Annotated in this window: 18 protein-coding genes; 10 read left to right on the top strand and 8 right to left on the bottom strand. The window is 68.3% G+C overall.

Features of this window, described 5'->3' with window-relative positions; translation table 11 throughout:
- Positions 1–32: 32 nt before the first annotated feature.
- Genes IB274_RS07745 through IB274_RS07770 form a run of 6 tightly spaced genes read right to left on the bottom strand, consistent with a single transcriptional unit; the run spans position 33 to position 7,025 of the window.
- Complete coding sequence (locus IB274_RS07745; RefSeq protein ID WP_192431412.1) at positions 33–878, bottom strand: alpha/beta fold hydrolase; 846 nt, start codon at positions 876–878, stop codon at positions 33–35.
- Positions 871–2,079, bottom strand: a complete 1,209-nt coding sequence (locus IB274_RS07750) for an LLM class flavin-dependent oxidoreductase (RefSeq protein WP_225614714.1) — start codon at positions 2,077–2,079, stop codon at positions 871–873. The genes IB274_RS07745 and IB274_RS07750 overlap by 8 nt, the downstream gene beginning before the upstream one ends.
- Positions 2,076–3,686 (bottom strand): ABC transporter ATP-binding protein, encoded by a 1,611-nt coding sequence (locus IB274_RS07755; RefSeq protein WP_192431413.1) that lies wholly within the window; start codon positions 3,684–3,686, stop codon positions 2,076–2,078. The genes IB274_RS07750 and IB274_RS07755 overlap by 4 nt, the downstream gene beginning before the upstream one ends.
- Positions 3,683–4,519, bottom strand: coding sequence for an ABC transporter permease (locus IB274_RS07760; protein WP_192431414.1), 837 nt, complete (start codon positions 4,517–4,519; stop codon positions 3,683–3,685). Before IB274_RS07760 ends, IB274_RS07755 begins: the two co-directional genes overlap by 4 nt.
- A complete protein-coding gene (locus tag IB274_RS07765; RefSeq protein WP_192431415.1) occupies positions 4,516–5,508 on the bottom strand; it encodes an ABC transporter permease in 993 nt (330 codons plus the stop codon). Before IB274_RS07765 ends, IB274_RS07760 begins: the two co-directional genes overlap by 4 nt.
- Complete coding sequence (locus tag IB274_RS07770; RefSeq protein WP_318652861.1) at positions 5,505–7,025, bottom strand: ABC transporter substrate-binding protein; 1,521 nt, start codon at positions 7,023–7,025, stop codon at positions 5,505–5,507. Before IB274_RS07770 ends, IB274_RS07765 begins: the two co-directional genes overlap by 4 nt.
- A 473-nt stretch (positions 7,026–7,498) precedes the next feature.
- On the opposite strand from IB274_RS07770, the gene IB274_RS07775 reads away from it, so the two are divergent.
- Entirely contained in the window at positions 7,499–8,884 is a 1,386-nt protein-coding gene (locus IB274_RS07775) for a tetratricopeptide repeat protein (RefSeq protein ID WP_192431417.1), read from the top strand.
- 35 nt (positions 8,885–8,919) lie between these two features.
- Here IB274_RS07775 and IB274_RS07780 read toward each other — a convergent pair whose 3' ends face one another.
- Positions 8,920–9,915, bottom strand: a complete 996-nt coding sequence (locus IB274_RS07780; protein ID WP_192431418.1) for a P1 family peptidase — start codon at positions 9,913–9,915, stop codon at positions 8,920–8,922.
- A 413-nt stretch (positions 9,916–10,328) separates the two neighbouring features.
- On the opposite strand from IB274_RS07780, the gene IB274_RS07785 reads away from it, so the two are divergent.
- The 7 genes from IB274_RS07785 to IB274_RS07815 are packed head-to-tail and all read left to right on the top strand — an operon-like array spanning position 10,329 to position 19,323.
- The gene (locus IB274_RS07785; RefSeq protein WP_192431419.1) at positions 10,329–12,776 is read left to right on the top strand and encodes a TonB-dependent receptor plug domain-containing protein; all 2,448 of its coding nucleotides are present in this window, start codon (positions 10,329–10,331) and stop codon (positions 12,774–12,776) included.
- 55 nt (positions 12,777–12,831) lie between these two features.
- A complete protein-coding gene (locus tag IB274_RS07790) occupies positions 12,832–14,166 on the top strand; it encodes an LLM class flavin-dependent oxidoreductase (RefSeq protein ID WP_192431420.1) in 1,335 nt (444 codons plus the stop codon).
- Positions 14,163–15,089 carry a 5'/3'-nucleotidase SurE gene (locus tag IB274_RS07795; protein WP_192431421.1) on the top strand — a complete coding sequence of 309 codons (927 nt, stop codon included), beginning with the start codon at positions 14,163–14,165 and terminating at the stop codon, positions 15,087–15,089. The genes IB274_RS07790 and IB274_RS07795 overlap by 4 nt, the downstream gene beginning before the upstream one ends.
- An 11-nt stretch (positions 15,090–15,100) precedes the next feature.
- Positions 15,101–16,132 carry an LLM class flavin-dependent oxidoreductase gene (locus IB274_RS07800; RefSeq protein ID WP_192431422.1) on the top strand — a complete coding sequence of 344 codons (1,032 nt, stop codon included), beginning with the start codon at positions 15,101–15,103 and terminating at the stop codon, positions 16,130–16,132.
- Positions 16,129–17,157, top strand: a complete 1,029-nt coding sequence (locus tag IB274_RS07805; protein WP_192431423.1) for an LLM class flavin-dependent oxidoreductase — start codon at positions 16,129–16,131, stop codon at positions 17,155–17,157. The genes IB274_RS07800 and IB274_RS07805 overlap by 4 nt, the downstream gene beginning before the upstream one ends.
- Positions 17,154–18,194 (top strand): LLM class flavin-dependent oxidoreductase, encoded by a 1,041-nt coding sequence (locus IB274_RS07810; protein WP_192431424.1) that lies wholly within the window; start codon positions 17,154–17,156, stop codon positions 18,192–18,194. The genes IB274_RS07805 and IB274_RS07810 overlap by 4 nt, the downstream gene beginning before the upstream one ends.
- On the top strand, positions 18,184–19,323 hold the full coding sequence (locus IB274_RS07815) for an LLM class flavin-dependent oxidoreductase (RefSeq protein ID WP_225614715.1): 1,140 nt from the start codon (positions 18,184–18,186) through the stop codon (positions 19,321–19,323). The genes IB274_RS07810 and IB274_RS07815 overlap by 11 nt, the downstream gene beginning before the upstream one ends.
- Here IB274_RS07815 and IB274_RS07820 read toward each other — a convergent pair whose 3' ends face one another.
- Positions 19,324–20,400 (bottom strand): sigma-54 interaction domain-containing protein, encoded by a 1,077-nt coding sequence (locus IB274_RS07820; RefSeq protein ID WP_192431426.1) that lies wholly within the window; start codon positions 20,398–20,400, stop codon positions 19,324–19,326.
- Between the two features lie 292 nt (positions 20,401–20,692).
- Between IB274_RS07820 and IB274_RS07825 the strand changes: the two genes are divergently transcribed.
- Positions 20,693–21,613 (top strand): ABC transporter substrate-binding protein, encoded by a 921-nt coding sequence (locus IB274_RS07825; protein ID WP_192431427.1) that lies wholly within the window; start codon positions 20,693–20,695, stop codon positions 21,611–21,613.
- Positions 21,610–22,752 carry a phosphotransferase enzyme family protein gene (locus IB274_RS07830; protein WP_192431428.1) on the top strand — a complete coding sequence of 381 codons (1,143 nt, stop codon included), beginning with the start codon at positions 21,610–21,612 and terminating at the stop codon, positions 22,750–22,752. Before IB274_RS07825 ends, IB274_RS07830 begins: the two co-directional genes overlap by 4 nt.
- The last annotated feature ends 1 nt before the right edge of the window (position 22,753 follow it).

The raw sequence follows: 22,753 nt of genomic DNA on the forward strand, positions 1-22,753 counted from the left end.
CCGATGAATGATGGGCACTCGCCGCCCTCGCTTTAGAGTGCCAGCAACTCGCGCAGGTGCTGATTGATGGCCTGCGGCTTTTCCAGCATCAACTGGTGGCCGCAGTTCTCCAGCACTTCGAAGTGCGAATTGGGCAGCCGCTGGTGCAGGGACCGGGCACGCTCGGCGGGTGTCAGGCCGTCGCTGTCGCCCGAGACGATCCGTACCGGCAGCAGCAGGCGATCCAGTTCCGCTTCCGGTAGCCAGGAAGCCTGGCTCACCAGCGCCTTGAACACATCGAGGCGGTTGCTGCGGGTCAACCGCTCTTCGTAATCGACCAACTCCGGGTCGGCGTCAGCGTGCCAAGCGCGCTCACGAAAGCCCTTCGACAGGACAGGCCGCAACCACTCCAGCAGCCACGCCGGCAACGACAGCAGACCGCCGCGCCCCAATGGCCGCGCAAGCTGGGTACCCAACAGCAGCGACGCGTCGATCAACGCGCCCTGCCCTTCGGCCTGAAGCTTGAGCAGGCTGCTGACGCTCAGGCCGGTGCCGAAGGAGTGAGCAGCGAGGATGTTGCGCTCACCGGCGTAACGCCGCAGTACCGCGACTTGATCGGCCACCAGCTCGTCCCAGGCGTAGTCCGTCTTGCGCCGGGGCTTGTCGCTGGCGCCGTGGCCCAGCAGGTCCCAGGCCACCAGGCTGTAGCCTTCGTTCTCCAGCTCGCGCCACTGTTCGCGCCATTGGTCCTTGTTGCCGCCGCCTCCGTGGGCGAAGAACACCACGGTCTGCGGGTGACTATGCCCCCTGCTGTGGGCCAGGCTGATGTGTCGGCCGGGGCGGATTTCCACGCGCGCGCCGCGTACCAGCGGCAGGGCTTGCGTCCAGTGTTCAGCCATGTTCGGCAGTCTCCATGCTGTGGGCCAGGCCCAGGTGATCGCGCAGGGTCCGGCCACTGTAGCGCCGGCGGAACAGGCCGCGGTGCTGCAATTGCGGTACTACCTGTGCGACGAAATCGTCGAGGCCGCCGGGCAGGTACGGCGGCATGATGTTGAAACCGTCCGCTGCGCCGGACTCGAACCATTCCTGCAACTGGTCGGCGATGTCCACGGCGGTGCCGGCGACCACGCGGTGGCCACGGGCGTCGGCGATGCGCTGGTAGAGCTGGCGGATGCTCAGGCCCTCGCGCCGCGCCAGCTCCAGCAGCAGGTGCTGGCGACTCACACCGGATTCGGTCGGCGGCAGCTCCGGCAATGGGCCATCCAGCGGCAACCGCGACAGGTCGAAGCCGCCGGCCACATCCGAGAGCAGGGACAATCCCACCACCGGCTGTACAAGCTCCTGCAGCTGTGCGCGGCGCTCGTCGGCCTCGGCGCGGCTGGCGCCGAGGATCGGCAGAACGCCGGGCATTACCTTCAGCGCATCCGGGTCACGCCCGTGGCGTGCCGCCCGCTGCTTGATGTCACGGAAGAAAGCCTGGGCGCCGGCCAGTTCTGGCTGCGCGGTGAACAGCACCTCAGCCCGCTGAGCAGCCAGCTCCCGACCGGCTTCCGAAGCGCCGGCCAGAACCTGCACCGGTGCCACGCCGCGGGCCGCCCAGCGCTCGCGCACGCGCTGGAGGAACTCCTCAGCCATGCGGTAGCGGCAGGCGTGGTCGAAGTGTCGGTCGCGGCCGAAGTTGCCGGCTTCTTCGGCGTTGCTCGAGGTCACCAGGTTCCAGCCGCTGCGCCCGCCACTGAGGGATTCGAGGGTTGCGAAGGTGTCGGCCACGTTCGCCGCGTCGTTGTACGAGGAGGTGACGGTCGCCACCAGCCCGATGTGCCGGGTGCTGACGGCAAGATGCGCCAGCAGCGTCAGCGGCTCGAAGTGCTCGGTGCGCGCCATGCGGCTCAGCGCATCCAGCTTGCCAGGCAGCATGGCCAGCGTGTCGGAGAGGAATATCGCATCGAAGCAGCCACGCTCGGCGGTGCGTGCCAGTGCCTGGTAGTGCGCCACATCCAGCCCGCCAGCAGCGTGCGCGCGGGGATGCCGCCAGCCTGCCAGGTGATGTCCGGTGGCCATGAGAAACGCGCCGAGCGCCATCTGTCGCGGCGCCGTCATGCAGGCTCCTCCACGTCGCGCAGCGGATGCGAGGCCAGCAGCCGGCGTGTGTAGTCATGTCGCGGGGCGCGCAATACCTGCTGCGCCTCCCCCAGCTCGACGATGTGCCCGCCCTGCATGACCGCGATGCGATCGCACAGGCGCGCGGCCACCTGCAGGTCATGGGTGATGAAGACCAGGCTCAGGCCCAGTTCGCGCTGGAGTTTTTCCAGCAGCTCCAGCACCTGCTGCTGCACCAGTGCATCCAGCGCCGACACGCATTCGTCGGCCACCAGCACCTTGGGCTGCAGGGCCAGCGCACGGGCGATGCCGATACGCTGCCGCTGGCCGCCAGAGAAGTCCCGTGGGTAGCGCTCAAAGGCAGCTTCCGGCAGACCGACCTGCTGCAGCAACTCGCGCGCTCGGCGTTCCGCCTCGGCGGCGGAAACACCGTGGGCCAACGGTCCGGCCATGATCTGCCGACCGACACGCTGGCGCGGATTGAGCGAGGCGAACGGGTCCTGGAAGACCATCTGCACCTCTTGGCGCAGCGGGCGCAGTCGGCGCTGAGACACCGACGCGAGGTCCTGGCCGTGCAGCAGAATCTGCCCGCCGTCTGGGCGCAGCAGACGGACCAGCGCGCGGCCCAGGGTGGTCTTGCCAGAGCCGGACTCGCCGACTATGCCCAAGCACTCGCCCGGACGCAGGCTGAACGAGGCGTCGGCCAAGGCGGTAACGCGGCGCCGGCGCCAGAAACTCTGGCGGCTGTCGTAGTGCTTGTGCAGGCCGCTCACTTCCAGCAAAGGCGCGGCGTCCGCCTCGAAACGGCGCGGGGCGCGTTGGCCGTGATTGAGCGCCGCCAGCAGTTGGCAAGTATAGGGATGTTGCGGGGCATCCAGTACCTGGCGCAGTGGGCCCTGCTCGACGGCGCGGCCCTTCTCCATTACCAGCACGCGGTCGGCGATGGCCTCCACCACAGCGAAGTCGTGGGTGATCAGCAGTACCGCCATGCCCTTCTCGCGGCGGATGCGCCGCAGCAATTCGAGGACCTGCGCCTGGGTGCTGACGTCCAGCGCCGAGGTCGGTTCGTCGGCGATCAGCAGCGCCGGCTCCAGCGCCAGGGCGATGGCGATCACCACCCGCTGGCGCTGGCCGCCGGAGAGCTGGAAGGGATAGCTGTGATAGAGGCTTTGCGGCTCCGGCAGGCCGACGTATCCGAGCAGGTCGAGCACCCGCTCGCGGCGCTTCGCCGCTGAGGTCACCCCGTGGGCACGCAGGCTTTCATCGATCTGCCGGCCAATGCTCATAAGCGGGTTGAGCGCGCTCATGGGTTCCTGGAAGATCATCGCAATGTCCTTGCCGCGCAGCTCGCGCATGCCCGCTTCACTGCGCCGGGCAAGGTCTTCGCCGCGATAACGGATGCTGCCTTCCACCGGGTTCAGGTGCCCCGGCAGCAGGCGCAGGATGGCATTGGCGAGCATCGACTTGCCCGAGCCGGACTCACCGACCACGCAAAGCACTTCACCGGCCGCCAGGTCGACGGACAGGTCGCTGACCGCACTGGCACGGTCGCCGCCCGGCGGCAGGTCGATGCGCAGGTCACGCACCTCCAGCAGTTTCTCGCTCATGGGCGTCCTCCCTGGTTTCCAGGCGCCTGCACGGCTTCGCGCAGGGCTTCGCCGACACGCTGCACGGACAGCACCGTGAGCAGGATCGCCACGCCCGGCAGCAGGCTCATCGAGGGTGCTTCGCGCAGCAGGTTGCGCGAGGCGTTGATCATGTAGCCCCAGCTCATCACCTCGGGATCGCCCAGGCCGAGGAAGGCCAGCGCGGCTTCGGTAAGGATCGCGGCGGCGAGAATGAAGGTCAGGCTCACCAGCAGTGGCGACAGCGCGTTGGGCAGGATCTGCACGAAGACGATGCGTGCCGGCCGCTGGCCAAGTACCAGCGCCGCCTGGACGAATTCGCGCTGACGCAGGCTCATGAATTCGCTGCGCACCAGCCGCGCCACCGGCGGCCAGGCTACGAGCGCCAGGGCCAGCACCACCGAGCCCACCGAAGGTTCCAGCAGCGCCACCAGCACCACCGCCAGAACGAGCTGCGGGATGATCTGGAAGCACTCGGCGACGCGCATCAGCAATTCGTCGATCCAACCGCCGAAATAGCCGGCGGTTGCGCCGATCAATAGTGCCGGCAACAGGGTCGCCAGCGTCGCCAGCAGCCCGACGGTCAGCGAGGTGCGGGCGCCGTAGAGGAGCCCGGTGGCGATGTCGCGGCCAAGCATGTCGGTGCCCAGCCAGTGGCTGGCATCGCTGAAGGGCGGGATCAGCGGCCGCGCCAGCATTTCCCAAGGAGAGGCCGAGCACAGCCAGGGCGCCAGGATGGCTGCCGCCGCCAGCAGGATCAGAAAACCGGCAGCGAGCAACGCCCCGGGGCGGTTAAACGCGCGGCGCAGGCTCATCGCGCCTCCCCCGCCGCGCCAATGCGCGGGTCCAGCAGGCGGCACAGCAGGTCAGTGAGGAAGTTGAACGCCACCACCAGGCAGGAGATCACCAGGAATACCCCCAGCAGCAACGCATAGTCGCGCTGGCTGAGCGCGTCGTAGAGCAGCCGGCCAATGCCCGGCCAGGCGTAGACCACCTCGATCAGCAGTGCGCCGCTGGCGAGCTGGCCCAGTTGCAGGCCGGCGAAGGTCACCACCGGCACCAGCGCATTACGCAGCACGTGGGCGAGCAGGATGCGCCCTTCGCCCAGCCCCTTGGCGCGGGCCAGGCGCACGTGTTCCTGGGGCAGGATGTCGAGCATGGCGCTGCGGGTCAGGTGCACGTACATCGCCAGCGACAGGAAGCTCAGCGACAGGCATGGCAGCAGCAGGTGGCCGAGGCGATCCGCCCACCAGTCCCAGCCGCTCAGGTCCGCGCCAATGCTCTGCATGCCGAAGGCCGGTAGCCAGCCCAGCTGCACCGAGAACAGCAGCACCAGCAACAGAGCCAGCCAGAACGGCGGCGTGGCGAACAGCACCCAGACGGCGCGGCCAATGAAGCGGTCGAGGCGGCCACTGCCCTGCTGGCTGCGTGCAGCCAACACACCAAGAGCGACGCCCAAGGTCAGTGACACGGCGAAGGCCGAACCCATCAGCAGCAACGTCGCCGGCAGACGCTCGGCGATCAGGTGCCAGACGCTTTCCTGGTTGCGGTAGGAGTAGCCCAGGTCGAGGTGGGCAATCTGCGCAAGGTAGCGCCACAGTTGCACGGGCAGCGGCAGATCGAGGCCCATCTCGCCGCGCAGCCGGGCGATGTAGTCGGCGTCATCGCTGCCCGCCTCGCCCGCCATCAGCAGCGCGGGGTCGCCCGGTGCAAGGCGCAGCAGCAGGAAGGCGCCGACCAGCACCGCGACTATCAGGGCCAGTGCGCGCCCCAGGCGCGCACTGGCGTACAGCAGCACATTCATTGCTTGGCGGGCTCCAGGTAGACCTCGGCGTAGCTGTCGTTGAGGCTGGTGGCACTGCGGATCAGGTTGTGCACGCGCTGCTGGTAAAGGGTGGGGAAGCGCATCTCGGAGATCGGCGCGATCGGCAGGTCATCGTTGAGCTTGCGCTCCAACTCGCCATACACGGCCTGGCGCTCCGGGCCCTCCGGTGTGTTGGCTACGCGTTGCCAGAGCGCGTCTGCGGCGGCGTCGCTGTAGCCGGTGATATTGGCGAAGGGCGAGGTCTTGAGGATGTAGTCGGTGCGATAGAGGTAGGCGGTGGTCAGATAGGGATCGCCGATCTGGAAGATGAAGTTGTAGGTCAGGTCGAAATCCCAGTCGCTGGCGCGCTGGTACCAGGTGGCGGCGTCCGAGGTCGCCACCTGCACCTTGATGCCCAGCGGCTGCAACGCCTGCTTGGTGTACTCGGCCAGGCGCTCCCAGGCGCCGCCCTTCTCGCCATTGAGCAGACGCACGCGCAGCTTGCTCACGTCCACGCCGGATTCGGCGACCAGCGCCTTGGCCCTGGCCGGGTCATAGCCGTACTGCGGCAACTTCGGGTCATGGAAGGCGCCAAGGAACGGCCCGGTGGCCACGCGGCCGGTGCCGAAGAAGATGTTGTCGACGATGAACTGGCGGTTCAGCGAATAGAGGATCGCCTGGCGCACCCTGGGGTTGTCCAGGCCCGGCTTGCGGGTGTTGATCTGCAGGAAGGCCAGCCCTGGATACAGCTCGTATCCCTTCTCCGACGCCTCGACGCCCGGCAACTGAGAAAGGCGTTTGAGGTCGGCGAAATCGGCATCGCCGCTGCGCAGCACCTGCACCTCCCCGCGCTCGAAGGCAGCCGCGCGGGCTGCGGCGTCAGGAATGACGTGGTAGACGATGCCGTCCAGGTATGGCAGACCCTTGTGCCAGTAATCCGGGTTACGCGTCAGGCGGATGTAAGCGCCGCGTTTCCATTCCTGAAACACGAATGGCCCGGTGCCCACGGGCTTCAGGTTGTAGGGATTGCTGCGGTAGTCGGTACCGGCATACAGGTGTTTGGGCACGATGGGCCGCAGGCCGCTGCCCAGCGCCGAAAGCAGCGGCGAGAAGGGCTTCTTCAGCTGGAACACCACCTGGTCGGCGCCCTTGACCTGCACGCTTTGCACGTACTCTCCGAAGATGCTCGCCATGCGCTTGTCCACTTCCGGGTAGAAGTCCTGGAAGCTGAAAACCACGTCGTCGGCGCTGAAGGGCTGGCCGTCATGCCATTTCACGCCGGGCTGCAGAGCGAAGGTGTAGGTCAGGCCGTCCTGCGACACCGTCCAGCTGCGGGCCAGCACCGGCCGCGGCTTGAGGTCGGTGTCAAAGGTGATCAGCCCTTCGAGGATCTTGCCGCCGACATACTGGGTGGCGACGTGGCTGACCACCGCGTGGGACAGCGATGGCGGCTCGGGCTGCGCCACCAGGTCGAGCTGGCCGCCGCGGGTCGGCTCCGCCACGGCGGCGCCGGCCATGGCCAGGCCGGCCGCCAGCAGGCCGGCGAGCAGCCGGGCGTGTCGAGGACGTCGGGGCGCAAGGCGGAAGGTGGGACTGGACATGGAGGCTCCTGCTGGATCACGCCGCGAATCGGCTTTGCAGGGACTTGAGCAAGCGCTGTGCCATGGCCCCGCAGCCCCGCCGCTGTGGGGTTCGCGGCGTTCGGGTGCAAGGCCGCTGGTGCAAATCACACAGTGAGGGCGGCGCATTGCCTGAAAAGCAGCACTTCCTCCGTTGCGAGTGTTCATTCGCAGCGGAAGCGCGCGACGCCGGTCCTCCATGACGGAGCTGAAGGAGCGCAGGACGGCGGTTCGCGAGCAAGCTCGCTCCTACGCAGAGCGGGCGCTGCGGCGTATTGCGGCGAACGGGCGCAGGCCTTGGGCAAACCGAGCCTGCGCGACTGGCACAGGCTTTGCGACTAGGCTGAATCTTCTACTTGGAGCAGTAACGCATGAGCCAGGACTATCTCGGCAACCCCATCGACAGCGAGCGCGAAGACACCCGCCAGGCCATCGATGACTTCACCGGCGGCGTGCTCGCCTACCAGACCCGCGCGGAAAACATCCTCGCCGGCGCCGAAGCGGACCCGGCCTCGGTGCTGGCCAACGCCTTCGCCGGCCTGCTGATGATGTTCGCCGAATCGCCGCAGGCGCCCAGCCTGGCCGCGCGTTACCTGCAGCGGGCCTGGGCAGCGGGCCCCGGAATTCCCCGCGCCGAACGCTACACCGCGCTGCTCGCCGCCTGGAGCGCCGACGACCTGCCCGAGGCGTTGCGCCTGAGCGAACTGCTGCTCGATGAGCACCCGCGCGACCTGCTGGCGGCCAAGCTCAACCAGTACTTCGAGTTCAACCGCGGCAACTCGCCGGCCATGCTGCGCATCGCCTTGAAGGCCGTGAAAGGCGCGGAGGAAGTACCCCAGGCATACGGCATGCTGGCCTTCGCCTACGAGCAGTGCCACCTACTGGAGGAAGCCGAAGCGGCAGCGCGCTATGCCCTGCACTTGCTGCCCGGCGAGCCCTGGGCGCAACACGCCCTCGCCCACGTGCTGCTGACACGCGGCCGCATTGAGGAAGGCACCCAGTTCCTCGAAGAAGCCAGCGCCGGCTGGCAGGGGCTCAACTCCTTCATGTACACCCACAACTGGTGGCACCTGGCGCTCTTCCACCTGGCGCGTGGCAATCAGCAGCGCGTGCTGGAAATCTACGACCGGCACGTATGGGGCATCTTTCCCGAGTATTCCCAGGACCAGATCGGCGCCGTCTCGCTGCTGGCCCGCCTGGAGTTCGCCGGCATCGACGTCGGCCCGCGCTGGGAGGCGCTCTTGCCCTACCTGCGCGAACGCCGGGCAGATGTCGTGCAGCCGTTCCTCAGCCTGCAGTACCTTTACGGCTTGGCCCGCGCCGGTCAGGAAGAAGCCGGCGAGCTACTGGAGGCGCTGCGACAGCAGGCACGCCAGGCACCGGACTTCAGCCGCGCAGCTTGGGCAGAGGTGACCCTGCCCGCCGCCGAAGGCCTGTACGCCCATGCCCGTGGCGAGTACGCACTGGCGGTGCGACGACTGGGCCAGGCTTTGCCGCGCCTGGGCGAGATCGGCGGCAGCCATGCCCAGCGCGACCTGTTCGCACTGATCGAACTGGATGCGCAACTGCGCGCCGGGGAATGGCTGGCGGCGCAACAGGCGCTGGAACTGCGGCGCCGCTACGACGCCCAGGATGTGCCTGGCAACCGCCATCTCGAGCGGGTCTATAGCGCCCTCGGCCTCCCCCAGGAAGCCGCTCGCGCGGCCCGCCGGGTGGCGCGAGTACTGGGCGAGAATCCGTACTTGCCCAGTCACTGAGCGCCCGTGGGCGCGATCGCGGGCATTGCCCGTTCCTACAGGGAACGGGCCAGGTACACGCCACGGGCAATGGCCCGCGCCACGCAGTCGGCAGCCGCCGAGCCGATGCGCGACAGCTCCACCTGACGGCGCTGGCCATCCACCAGCTCGACATCGCCTGACGCCATGGCAAACAGGCTGTCGCCATCGAATGGCAGGTGCGCCGGGCGCACCGCGCGGGCGATGCCATCCTGGGCCATGATCGCCAGGCGCTTGCACTCGGCGGTGGTCAGCCGTGCATTGCACGCCACCACCGCCAGCGTGGTGTTGGCCCCGGCCTGCAGGCGTCCCATGGAATCCAGCCGCGACAGCTCCGGCATTGGCTCGCTGCAATCCATCCGCTGCGCCGGCGCACGCCCGCCGAACTCGCCGCCCTGCTCCCAGGGCCAGGCCCAGAACGTCTCTCCGTCAGGCATGTAGACACTGCCGATGGGATTGGCCACCACCAGCGCGCCAACCACCAGGCCATCGCCCAGGTCCAGCGAGGCCGACCCCAGACCGCCAGGCAGCACGCCGGCCATGGCACCGCGCCCGGCGCCGACCGCGCCGAGGGCGAACTCCACATCCAGGTTGGCCAGCGCCTCACGGCCCAGTTCGCGGTACGGCGGGTCGATTCCCCATACCTTGTCGCCGCCATTGGCGAGGTCGTGCAGCACGGCCGCCGGCACGATGGGAATGGCCGGTGCGCCGGCCTTCAGGTGCAGGCCGATATCGCGTGCGGACAGCTCCGCGCTCACGCCATCCGCCGCGCCCAGGCCGAACACCGAGCCACCGGAAAACACCAGCGCATGCAGCTGCCCCACCATATTCTCCGGCTCCAGCGCGGCAGACTCCCGTCCGCCCGGGCCGCCGCCGCGAATATCAACGCTGGCGGTCCACACGCCATTCGGGCGCAGCACGGTGACGCCGGTGCGCACACGTTCATCGGTGGCGTGGCCGACCAACAGGCCGGGGATATCGGTGATCAGGTTGCGCGGGCCGGGTCTGGGCATGCGTCTCTCCAGGCAGATAAGGGAAAGCAGCGCCGGAGCAAGGCCTGTGCCAGCGGACTGCCAGACCTCCGGGACAGCCTGTATGCCTTGTGCTGCAAATGCAGCATCGCGTCATCGTCCAATCCCGCCTCGCCCGTGGCTGGGAGAAAAGCAACAGCCTGGATCGGCGCTGCTGCAAACCCAGCAGGGAATTTTCAGCGCCCCGTGCAAGCCCATGAAAAACAAGGCCTTTGCAGACTGGCACAGCGCTTGCCTTGTCAGCACCATGAGCTTGAGCCTGCCTTCCGACTGAACGCGACCAGTCCCTCCCAGCAACAAGCCGTTCGCCAACGCGGCCCCGATGCCGTCGACACGATAACCCGCAGCGGCCACCCAGACGGGCGCCAGCCGGGAGCAAACCTTGGAGCGTAACCATGACCGCAGTCACCCGTGCCCGGAGCGCATCGAGCGCCCGCACGCTGTTCACCCACAGCCTTCTGTTCCTCGCCGTTACCCAGGCGTTGCCGGCGCGCGCCGCCGATGCCGATGCCAGCGCCAACGGCAGCACCACCGACAACCGCCTGAGCACCGTGGTGGTGGTCGGCAACCGTGGCCAGGCGCGCACCCTGGCCGACAGCCCGGCGCCAGTGGACGTCATCTCCAGCAAGCAGCTGGAGGCCACCGGCCAGGGCGACCTGACCCGCGCCCTGAGCCGCGTGCTGCCCTCGCTGAACCTGCCGGCGTCGTCCGGCTTCGGCTCCACCTCGGTGGTGCGCCCGATCAGCCTGCGCGGCCTCAACGGCGACCAGGTGCTGGTGCTGGTCAACGGCAAGCGCCGGCACAACAGCGCCCTGCTCAACAACGGCACCTACCTGAACTCCGGCTCGCAGCCGGTGGACCTGGACATGATTCCCACCGCCCTGGTGGACCACGTCGAAGTGCTGCGTGACGGCGCCTCCGCGCAGTACGGCTCCGACGCCATCGGCGGGGTGATCAACGTGGTGCTCAAGCAGACCGACCACGGCGGCCGGCTGGCCACCACCTACGGGCAGAACTACGAGAATGGCGATGGCGAGACCGCCCGCCAGAGCGGCAACATCGGCTTCGAACTGGGCAACGAGGGCTTCGTCAACTTCGCCCTGGACTACAAGCACCAGAACGTCTCCGACCGCTCCGACAACGCGCCCTATACCGACTCCGCCGGCAACACCAGCCTGCAGCACACCTACTACGGCACCGGCCTGCCGAAGGTGGAGAACTTCAGCCTGGGCTACAACGCCGAGCTGCCGGTGAACGACGCGCTGACCCTGTACTCCTTCTCCACCTACACCAACCGCGAATCCTCCAAGCCGCTGGCGTTCCATCAGCCGGCGAGCTTCAACGGCATCCCGACCCCTTACCCCGAGGGCATCGAGGACAACCTGCGGTTCATCGAGAACGACTTCCAGTTCGCCTTCGGCGGCAAGGGCGAGGCGGCCGGCTGGGACTACGACCTGTCCACCACCTACGGCCAGGACCACGCCCGTGCCACGCTGACCGACACCTACAACCTCAGCTACGGCGCGGACTCGCCGACCAACGTCGACACCGGCGTGAAGACCTTCAGTCAGTGGACCAGCAACCTCGACCTGACCCGCGCCTTCGACCTCGGCCTGGCCAAGCCCACGCAGATCTCCTGGGGCCTGGAGCATCGCTACGAGAACTACAAGATCGGCAAGGGCGAGTACGCCTCCTACGGCTACGGCGACTACCAGTACGGCGCCAACGGCGCGCTGATCGCCCCCGGCACCATCTCCGGCGCCGGCACCACGCCGGCTGACGCTGCCTCCAAGGGTCGCACCAGCTACGCCGGCTACGGCGAGATCGGCCAGGACTTCACCGACAAATGGCATGTCGACCTCGCCGGGCGCTACGAGCACTACAACGACGGCTCGGGCGTGACCACCAACGGCAAGCTTTCCACGCGCTACCAGCTGACCCCGATCCTGGCTGTGCGCGGCACCGCCAGCACCGGCTTCCGCGCGCCCTCGCTGGCCCAGCAGATCTACAGCTCGACGTCGCAGAGCAGCGTCAACGGCAACCTGATCGACTACCGCAACGTCGCGGTGAATTCCGACGTGGCCAAAGCCCTGGGCGCGTCCACGCTCAAGCCGGAGAAATCCACCAACTACAGCGTCGGTCTGACTCTGCAGCCGACCCCCGCCAGCAGCCTGACCATCGACGCGTACCAGATCAAGATCCGCGACCGCATCGCACAGACCGGCTACCTGGGCGGCACCGACTACATACGCGGAATCCTCGTCGATGCCGGACTCAACCCCAATCAGTCCGTCACCTACTTCACCAACGCCCTGGACACCACCACCCGCGGCGTCGACATCGTCGGTGACTTCCGCCAGCAGCTGGGCGCCTACGGCAGCATCCGCTACAACGCCGGCTTCAACTGGAACACTACCGAGATCGACAAGATCCACGCCTCCTCCGTAGCCCAGTCCGCCCTCGGCCCGGACGGCGGCTACGACCGCCAGCGCCAGGGCAACCTCAAGCACGGCCAGCCCGAATCGCGTCTGCTGCTGGGCGCCGACTGGAGCATCGGCCAGTTCGACGTGAGCCTGAACCTGACCCGCTACGGCGAGTACACCCAGTACGGCACGGCCGAGGTCTACGACCGCACCTTCGACCCGCAGTGGATCACCGACCTCAACGTCGACTACCACCTGACCCGCAACCTGACCCTCACCGCCGGGGCGAACAACCTGTTCAACGTCTACCCCGACCGCACCAACCTGCCCAGCACCTCCGGGGCCTTCCCGTACGGCAACTTCTCGCCCTACGGCACCACCGGCGGCTACTGGTACACGGGCTTGGCCTACAACTTCTGACCTGGCGCAAGCCAGCGGGCGCCCACGCGGCGCCCGCCCGAACGGGAGACAAGACATGACCCGCCGCACCGACCAGCTCAAGCTCGGCGCCTTCCTCGCCAACAGCGGCCACCACGTCGCCGCCTGGCGCCACCCCAAGGCCCAGGCCGATGCCAGCCTGGATTTCGACTACTTCAAGCAGATTGCGCAGACCGCCGAGCGCGGCCGCTTCGACGCGCTGTTCGTCGCCGACGTGGTCGCCCTCTGGGGCCATCACCTCGACGCGCTGAGCCGCACCGCGCGCGGCGAGCACTTCGAGCCGTTGACCCTGATGGCCGCGCTGGCCGCCGTCACCAGCCGCATCGGTCTGATCGCCACCGCCACCACCAGCTACAACGAGCCGTACCACATCGCTCGCAAGTTCGCCTCGCTCGACTACCTGTCCAAGGGCCGCGCCGCGTGGAACCTGGTGACCTCGGTGGTCTCCGACGAAGCCTGGAACTTCGGCCGCGAAGCCCACATTGACCACGCTGAACGCTACCGCCGCGCCGAGGAATTCCACGACGTGGTCAAGGGCCTGTGGGACAGCTGGGAAGACGACGCCTTCCTGCGCGACAAGGCCAGTGGACAGTACTTCGACCCGGCCAAGCTGCACGTGCTCGATCACAAGGGTGAGTACTTCTCGGTGCGTGGGCCGCTCAACGTGGCGCGCCCGCCGCAGGGCCACCCGGTGCTGGTGCAGGCCGGCGCCTCGGATGCCGGCAAGGCGCTGGCCGCGCGTGTGGCGGAAGTCATCTTCGCCATGGCCGAGACAGTTCCCGCCGCCCAGGCCTTCTACAGCGACGTGAAGCAACGCGCCGCCGCGCTGGGCCGCGACCCGGACGGCATCAAGATCCTCCCCGGCGTCACCCCCTTCATCGGCCGCACCCGCGAAGAGGCCCGCGAGCTGTTCGAGGAATTCCAGAGCCTGGTGGACCCGGTGCTCGGCCTGCGCCTGCTGGCCGATACCCTCGGCGAAGACATCGACCTCTCCGTCCATGACCTCGACGGCCCGCTGCCGGAAACCCCGGTCGGCCAGCGCGGCAGCCGCCGCGACAAGGTGCTGGAACTGGCGCGCAACGAGGGTCTGACGATCCGCCAGTTGTACCTGCGCCTGGCCGGCGGCAACCCGGTGATCGGCACTGCCGAGGACATCGCCGACACCTTCGACGCCTGGTTCCAGGCCCGCGCCTGCGACGGCTTCAACGTGTTCTTCCCGTACCTGCCGGGCGGCATCGAGGTGTTCGTCGACGAGGTGGTGCCGCTGCTGCAGGAGCGCGGCCTGCTGCGCCGCGAGTACGAGGGCGCGACCCTGCGCGAGAACCTCGGCCTGGCGCGCCCGGCCAACCGCTTCGCCGGGAGCGCGGCATGAGGCTCGCCGTCCTGCTGCTGGCCGCCGGCTGCGCCCTTGCGCAGCCGGCGTTCGCGCTGAACATCCTGCTCAGCAACGACGACGGCTACCGCCACCCGAACATCCGCGCGCTGTACACCGCACTGAAGGCCGACGGGCACACCGTACGCATCGCCGCGCCCTACAGCGACCAGAGCGCGCGCGGCGGCGCCTTCTTCTTCGGCCGCGAGACGCAGGTGGGGCGCGACGATGACCCGGCCTATCCGGACAGCTACTACCTGACCACCACCGAAAAGGGCCAGTGCGAAAGCACTAATTGCGCGGGCCAGCAGGTGGACATCCGCATCAGCGGCACGCCGGTGATGGCGGTGCTGCTGGGGCTGGAGAAAGTGGTGCCGCATCCGGACCTGGTCATAGTCGGCCCCAACCCCGGCAACAACCTCGGCGCTCTCAACAGCGCCTCGGGAACCTTCAACGCCGCCAGCGTCGCGGTGCTCTCTGGAGTGCCCGCCCTGGCCGTCAGCGCCGACCTAAAGGAACAGGACAGCGCGCGCATCGCCGCCATCGTCACCCGTCTGGTGGACGCGCTGGATAAGCACCGACAAGCCGGCGGTGCGCTGTTACCCAAAGGCGTAGGCCTGAACCTCAACCTGCCGCCGCTGGAAAAACTCCAGGGCGCGCGGCTGACCCGCATCGGCAGCTACGTGCCCTTCCACGCCCTCTACACCGAGGATCTCGGCAAGCTCGACGCGAAGCTGGCCGGCAAGCCGGGCATCGGCTTCGCCTGGTCGCCACCACCGGACGCCAGCAACGCCGAGGACGAAGCGGTGTGGGTCGCCAAGGGCTACCTCACCCTCAGCCCGTTCAACGCCCTGCCCGGCGCGCCAGCCGCGAGCGAAGGCCTCGGCGTCGCGCTGGCGCCATTGCTCGGGCAGATCGACTAGGAGCGCCAACCATGAGCCCCCCCACTCACCACCGCACCTTCCGCCTGGGCTTCCTCAACCGCGTGTATGCCCCGCAGTTCGAGCCGCGCCTGTACCAGCAGACCCTGGAGCTGTTCGAAGCCGCCGAGGAGCTGGGCTTCGACAGCGGCTGGCTGGCCCAGCACCACTTCGCCAGCGAGAACGGCCGCCTGCCCTCGCCGCTGGTACTGCTCAGCGCGGCGGCCGAGCGCACGCGGCATATCCAGCTGGGCACCGGCATCGTCGTGCTCAACCAGGAGAACGCCCTGCGCCTGGCCGAGGACGCCTCGGTGCTCGACCTGCTCAGCCAGGGCCGCCTGCAACTGGGCCTGGGCGCCGGCTTCGACCCGGACAGCTTCGCCGCCTTCGGCCAGCGCCTGGAGGGCCGCCACACGCAGTACGACCAGCGCCTGGAGCGCTTGCGCCAGGCGCTGGCCGGCGAGCCGCTGAATGCCGAAGGGCGCGTGCTGCGCCCCGCCGCCAATGGCCTTGAACAACGCTTGTGGGAGGCGACGTCCCGCGTCGAACAGGTCGCCACGCGCGGCAACGGACTGATCCTCGCGCCCAACCCCAACGCCGGTGCCGAGCCGCGCTCGCAGGTGATCGAACGCTACCGCCAGGCGTGGAATCCCACCCACGCCGGAGCGCCCCGCGTTGCCCTGGTGCGCGCAGTCTTCCCCGGTGCCGACGCTGCCGCAGCCGGCTCGACCCTGCGCCAGGACATCCTCACCTACGTCGAGCGCCAGCGCCGAATCGGCATCGGCCACGCCGACCCGGCACAGGGCTTCGAAGCGGTGCTCGACGCCCTCGGCGTGCTGCACGGTGACCCGGCGAAGATCGCCGAACAGCTGCGCGCGGATGCACCGCTGGGTGCCAATGACCAGTTGATCGTCCAGGTGCAGACCACTTCGACCGGCTTCGGCGAAGCCTTGCGCCACCTGGAAACCGTCGCCCGCGACATCGCCCCCGCGTTGGGCTGGCAACCGCGCCAGCAGCGTGCCACCGCACAGGAGATCCCGGCATGAGCGCAGTGAAACCGCAGAAGCCGTTCAAGCTCGGCTTCCTCACCCACGCCTTCGGCAGCGACCCACGCCAGGTCTACCGCGACCTGCAGGAGCAGTTCGAGTTCGCCGAGGCGCTGGGCTTCGACGGCGGCTGGATCGCCCAGCACCACCTGAGCGGCGGCTTCGGCCAACTGCCTTCGCCGCTGCTGCTGTTCGCCAACATCGCCGCGCGCACCCGGCGCATCGAACTGGGCACGGCAGTGGTCACCCTGCCGCTGGAAGACTCGCTGCGCCTGGCTGAAGACGCCGCCGTACTCGACGCACTGTCCGCTGGCCGCCTGCAACTGGGCCTGGGCAGCGGGGGCGCCAACCTGGACATGTTCAGCGCCTTCAACCGCGACGCCCAGCGCCGCCAGGAGGACTTCCAGCGGTCCCAGCGCGCCCTGCAGGCCGCCCTGCTCGGCGCGCCGCTGCCGGGTGAGGCGCAACTGCGCCTGCATCCGCCGGCAGCCGGGCTGCGGGAACGGCTCTGGCATTCCCACGGCAGCGCGGCCGGCGCGGTGTACGCCGCCGAACAAGGCAACGGACTGTTGCTGGGCACCGCTACCCACGATCCGCTGACGGTGCAGAAGCCGCTGGCCGACGCCTACCTTAGCGCCTGGCAGGACGAAACCCGGCGGCCGCGTATCGGCGTGGTCCGCGCGGTGTTCCCGGCGCAGGACAAGAACCAGTCCCGCGCGGAGCTCGCACCGGACATCGAACTGCACGTGCCGCGGTTGATCCGCGAGGGACTGATCGACGAGGCCGCCGACCTGGAAAGCCACCTGCGACTGCTCAACGTGCACCACGGCCATCCTGAGGAAGTGATCGCCAGCGTGCGCAACGACCCGTCGCTGCTGCCCTACGCGGATTACTTCATTGCCGTGGTGCAGTCGGAAAGCTCCACCCAGGTCCAGGTACTGCGGCGCCTGGAACAGCTTGCCCGGGACATCGCCCCGGCGCTGGGCTGGACGCCCGCCGGCCAAGCGCTCGCGGTGGCCGGATGAGCCTGCGCTTCGCCTGGAAGCTCTGCGCGAGCGGTGCAAGGGGTGGGCTGGACTGGCAGGCGCAGCCGGCGGAATGGGTGCAGCTGGCCCAGGCCGTGGAATACGCAGGCTTCGACGACCTCTACCTGCCCGGAGGCCCCAGCCAGCCGGATAGCCTGATGGTCGCTGCCGCCCTGTGCGCACATACCCGACTGCTCGGTCTGACCCTGAGCCTGCCGGCGGAAGCCATGCTCCCGGCGGCACTGGCGGCTACCCTGCAAAGCCTGCAATCGCTGTCCGCCGGACGGGTACGCCTGCACCTGCCCGACAGTGATCGCGGCAGCCTGCGCCGGGCCTTCGGCGAAGTGCTCAATCGCGATCAGCGCCACGAACGCATCGACGAGTTCCTCGACATCCTGCAACGCCTGCTGCACGCCCCCGCCACACCGCTGGACCACAACGGCCGCTACTTCCACCTGGAGAACGCCGGCCTGGGCCTGCGCGACCTGCCGCCCGCGCTCCTGCTGCTGGACGAAAGCCTGGGCGCCGAACGCGTCGCCAACCGCGCCGATTTTTGCTTTGTTCCAGCCACCGACGTCGCGCAGCTGGGCCAAACCATCACGCGCCTGAACCGAGCCGCCCAGGCTGCCGGGCGCACGCTGGGCCATGTCGCCAGCTTCGGAATCATCGCCCGCGACAGCGAGGAGGAGGCCTGGGATGAGGCCGCAAGGCAGGCGCAGGCCTTCGCCGCACCGGCCAGGAGCAAGCGCCGCCGCGCCGAGGCGAGCGTGGTCGAGCTGCTCGCCGAACGCGCCGAGCACCCCGCCAGACGCCGCGAGATCCATCCGAACCTGTGGCTGCCCGCCCCCGGCGAGTCGCCCGTGCTGGTGGGCACCTACAACCAGGTCGCCAGCCGCCTGCGTGAGCTACACGGTGCCGGCCTCGACCAGATAATCCTGCATGCGCCCAACTCGGTGCGCGAGGTCCTGCGCTTCGGCGAACGGGTCCTGCCGCTGCTGCGCCAACAAGCTGAAAAGGACACCCGGATTGGCCGCTGAACCCAAACGCCGACCCCTCGAGATCGACTGGTTCCTGCCCACCAACGGCGACGGCCACCACCTCACCAGCAGCGGCCTGCCCAAGGTCGGGCTGTTCCAGCAGGGCGAGCGCGCGCCGACCCTCGATTACCTGCGCCAGGTTGTGCGCGCGGCCGAGCAGGCGGCGTTCGACGGCATCATGGTGCCCACCGCCAGCGGCTTCGAAGACCCCTGGCTGATCGTCGCGCTGATGGTCCAGGAAGTGCGCCGACTGAAGTTCCTGCTGACCCTGCGCCCAGGTGTCGAACTGCCCGCCTACACCGCGCACAAGGCCGCCACCCTGCAACAGCTCAGCGACAACCGCCTGTTGCTGCACCTGGTCAACGGCTCCAGCCGTTTCGAACAACGCGCCCTGGGCGACTTCCTCGAACACGACGAGCGTTACGCCCGCAGTGCCGAATTTCTCGACGTATTCCGCGCCACCTGGGCCGGGCGCGAGCACCACGGGCGGCACTACCGCACCGGCAGTCCCGTGCCGATTCCCCGGGAGGCGGCGTTGCCGCCGATTTGTTTCGGCGGCGCTTCGGACGTCGCCGAGCGCATCGCCGCCAGTCACGCGCAGACCTACCTGATGTGGGGCGAACCACCGGCGATGATCCGCGAGCGCATTCTGCGCATGCGCGAACTGGCCGCCGCCCACGGCCGCGAGCTGCGCTTCGGCCTGCGCCTGCACGTGTTCGCCGCCGCCGATTCGCGGCAGGCCTGGGCGCACGTTGGGCGCCTGCTGGACGAGATTCCCCGCGACGCCATCGAGCGCGCCCAGCAGCAACTGGCGGCTTACGAATCGGTGGGGCAATCACGTCAGATCAGCCTGACTCAGGGCCGCGCGCATCGCGTGCGCGACCTGGAAGTCTCACCGAATCTGTGGGCAGGCGTCGGCCTCGTGCGCGGCGGCGCTGGCACGGCGCTGGTGGGCAGTTACGCAGAAGTCGCCGAGCGAATCGAGGAGTATCACCAACTGGGCGTGGATACCTTCATTCTCTCCGGCTACCCGCACCTGGAAGAGGCGATCCACCTCGGCGAGGAGCTGCTGCCCCTGCTGCGCCGCGACGCCGCCGCTGCCAAGGCCCGCCAGCGCAGCCGCGACTGATCAGGCCTTGGCGCGGCCCTTGAGCAGGCCGTGGTTGACCAGCAGCGTGCGCATGGCGTTGCGGCTGATGCCCAGCAGCGCCGCGGTGCGCAGCTGGTTGAAGCCGCAGTGGGCGAAGGACTCGCGGACGATCAGGTCCTCGATATCATGCAGCAGGGTCTCCCCCGGCACTTCGAACAGGCGCTGCAACTGGTCGCGGATGATCTCCTGCGGTAATCCGGTCGGCGCTCCCGCGCCCATGCGCTGAGCGGACAGCGCGGCGGAGAACTTCAGGTGCTCGGGTCGCACCGCCTTCTCCCCCGCCACCAGCAGGGCCAGGTGCACGACGTTCTCCAGTTCGCGGATGTTACCTGGCCAGGCGTAGTCCAGCAGCGCGCTGACGGCAGCCTCGGAGAACATCGGCTCGGCGATCTTCAGGCGCTGGGCGTAGATACGGCGGAAGTGCTCTACCAGCGGCATGATGTCCAGCGGGCGTTCGCGCAGCGGCAGCACGCGGGCCTGGGCGACGTTAATACGGTAGAACAGGTCGAGACGGAAATTGCCGGCATCCACTGCCTGCTCCAGGTCGACGTTGGTCGCGGTGACCAGGCGGATGTCCACCTTGATCGGCTTGCGCGAGCCGACGCGGACGATCTCCTGCTCCTGCAAGGCGCGCAGCAGTTTCACCTGCAGCGGCATCGGCAGGTCGCCTATCTCGTCGAGGAACAGGGTGCCGCCGTCGGCCTCCTCGAACCAACCGGCACGGCGTCCGGTCGCGCCGGAGAAGGCCCCGGCCTCGTGGCCGAACAGCTCACTCTCGGCGAGGTTCTCGTTGATTGCGCCGCAGTTCACCGCGACGAACGCACCCTTGCGCCCGCTGGCACTGTGGATGTAGCGCGCCACCAGCTCCTTGCCGGTGCCCGTCTCACCATTGATCAGCACCGGCACCTCGCTGGGGCCGACGCGGTCGAGGAATTCCAGCAACTGGCGCGAGCGCGGATCGGCGAACACCAGCGCCTTGGCGCGAATGGACAGCGGCTGCTTCTCGCCCTGCGGCAAGGTCAGGACGGGAGTCGCGCCCCAGGGTGATTGGCTCATGGGTCCTGCTTGCAACCTGCCTTAGATGAAGCCGTTACTTTATCTTCTACTTCTTATAACCATAAATATCCAAATCGCATGAGTTCATAACCCGTAACGCCCGTGCCAGAGCGATTTGAGTGAATTTCCCCGTTCTCGCCTCCTGCTGGCGTGACTCCAGCTTGCCGACGGGTCTTTTATTCCATGCGATTATAAAAACCAGTGAAATTCATATTGGTATATACCAAATACTCTCCCCTTCAATACGCTCCATCGCAGTCGCCGGCCGCTGGCCGTATCGGAGAAAGGTTTCATGTTTGCCTTGCGGGTCATGCTCGAATACTTCCATCCCTGGCCCAATTCGGCCGGTTTCTACCTCGCCCGTGAACGCGGCTGGTACCGCGACGCGGAGCTGGACGTGGAGCTGGTGGTGCACGATCCCTATCACGGCGACACCCTGGAGCACCTGGCGCGCGGTGCCGCCGCGTTCGGCGTGTTCCCCAGCAACCGTCTGCTGGTGCGCCGCGAGCTGGGCCAGCCTCTGATCGGTGTGGCCGCGATCAACCATCGCGGCCTGGAGTCGATCCAGACGCTCACCGACAGCGGCATCCGCCGACCCCGTGATCTGCAGGGCAAGCGCCTCGCGCTGAACCCGACGCCGCGCGGCCTGGCTATGGTGCGCCACCTGGTGTCCCGCGATGGCGGCGATCCGGATGCGGTGGAGCTGGTCGATGCCGGCTTCCGCGAACTGCGCCCGGAAGACCTGGCCGCCGGCCTCGCCGATGCCAGCTTCGGCGGCTACTGGGCCTGGGAAGCGCTGCTGCCCAGCCCCATCGCCGAAGATCGCCGCGTGGTGCTGCCGGTCGACGAGATCGGCGCACCGCCCTACCACAGCTACCTGCTGGGCGCTCGCGAGGACTGGCTCGACGCAAATGCGGACGTGGCGCGGCGTTTTCTCGCCGTCACCGCACGCGGCTTCCTCGCCGCCGCGGCCGAGCCGGAAGCCGCTCTGCCGGTCTACGAGCGCACCATTCCCTACTTTCCCCGCGAGATGCTGGCAGAATCCCTGCGGCGCATCGCGCCCAGCTGGCTGCATCAGGGCTGCTGGGGCGAACAGCGCGAAGAACTGCTGCAGCCCTACGCCCAGTGGCTGCATGAATATGGTGTGCTGCGCGACCCGGAAATCTGGCGCGGCGCCACCAGCAATGCCTGGCAAGTGGAGAACCCAGCATGACCAAACGCCTGAGCCACGGCATGGGCCTGGAAGCGGTGGAAGCCGACTGGCCGGCGCTGACCGAAGCGGAGGTCGCTGCTCTGCTGGCTGACTTCCCGCAGGGCGCGGAGGCCCGTCTGAGCTGGCACAGCCCCCGGCCATTCTCCGCCGCCGCACTGGTGGAGAACGCCAGCGGCACGCTGTTCGTCAAGCGCCACCACCCCAGCGTACGCAACGCTGGCTGGCTGGCAGAAGAACACGCCTTCCTCGATCACCTGGCCCGACGAGGTGCGCCAGTTGCCCGGGTTCTGCGCGATGACCAGGGCCGCAGCGCCATCGAACGGGACGGCTGGACCTACGAAGTCCACGAGAAGGCTGAAGGCCTGGACCTGTACCGCGACGCGCTATCCTGGACGCCCTTCCAGCACAACGCCCACGCCTTCGCCGCCGGCGCCGCGCTGGCCAAACTGCACCGCGCCGCCGAAGGCTTCGACGCCCCCTCGCGCAGCGCGGGCGTGCTGCTCAGCAACCTGAACCTGTTCGGCGCGGCGGACCCGCTCGCCGCCATCGAGGCGACCTTCCCCCTGGCGCCCGCCCTCGCCGACTATCTGCAGGCGCGCCCGTGGAAGGAAACTCTGAGCGAGCTGCACCTGCCGCTGCAGCGCACGCTGTTGCCCTACCTGCAGCGCCAGCCCGCACTATGGACCCACAACGACTGGCACGCCTCGAACCTCCTGTGGAGCGAGAGCGGCCCGCGGGCACAGGTGGTCTCGGTGCTGGACTTCGGCCTGAGCGACCGCAGTTTCGCGCTGTTCGACCTGGCCACTGCCATCGAACGCAACCTCGTGCCCTGGCTGGAGCTGGACCAGGGTCGCGCCGCCGAGGCCGATCTCGATGCCCTCGACGCACTGCTCGCTGGCTACGCGAGCGTTCGCTCGCTGAGCCGCGACGATCTGCTCGCTCTGGCGGCTCTGCTGCCGCTGGTGCATGCGGATTTCGCCTTGTCAGAGGTCATCTATTTCCACGGCATCCTTGGCTCGGCCGAGAGCGCCTCGCTGGCCTACGACAACTACCTGATCGGCCACACCCGCTGGTTCCTCGGCAGCGAAGGCCAGCGCTTGCTGAACCATGTGCGCCAACTGGCGGCGAAGGTGGATTGAG

Source organism: Pseudomonas sp. PDM18 (assembly GCF_014852585.1).
Taxonomy (GTDB): domain Bacteria; phylum Pseudomonadota; class Gammaproteobacteria; order Pseudomonadales; family Pseudomonadaceae; genus Pseudomonas.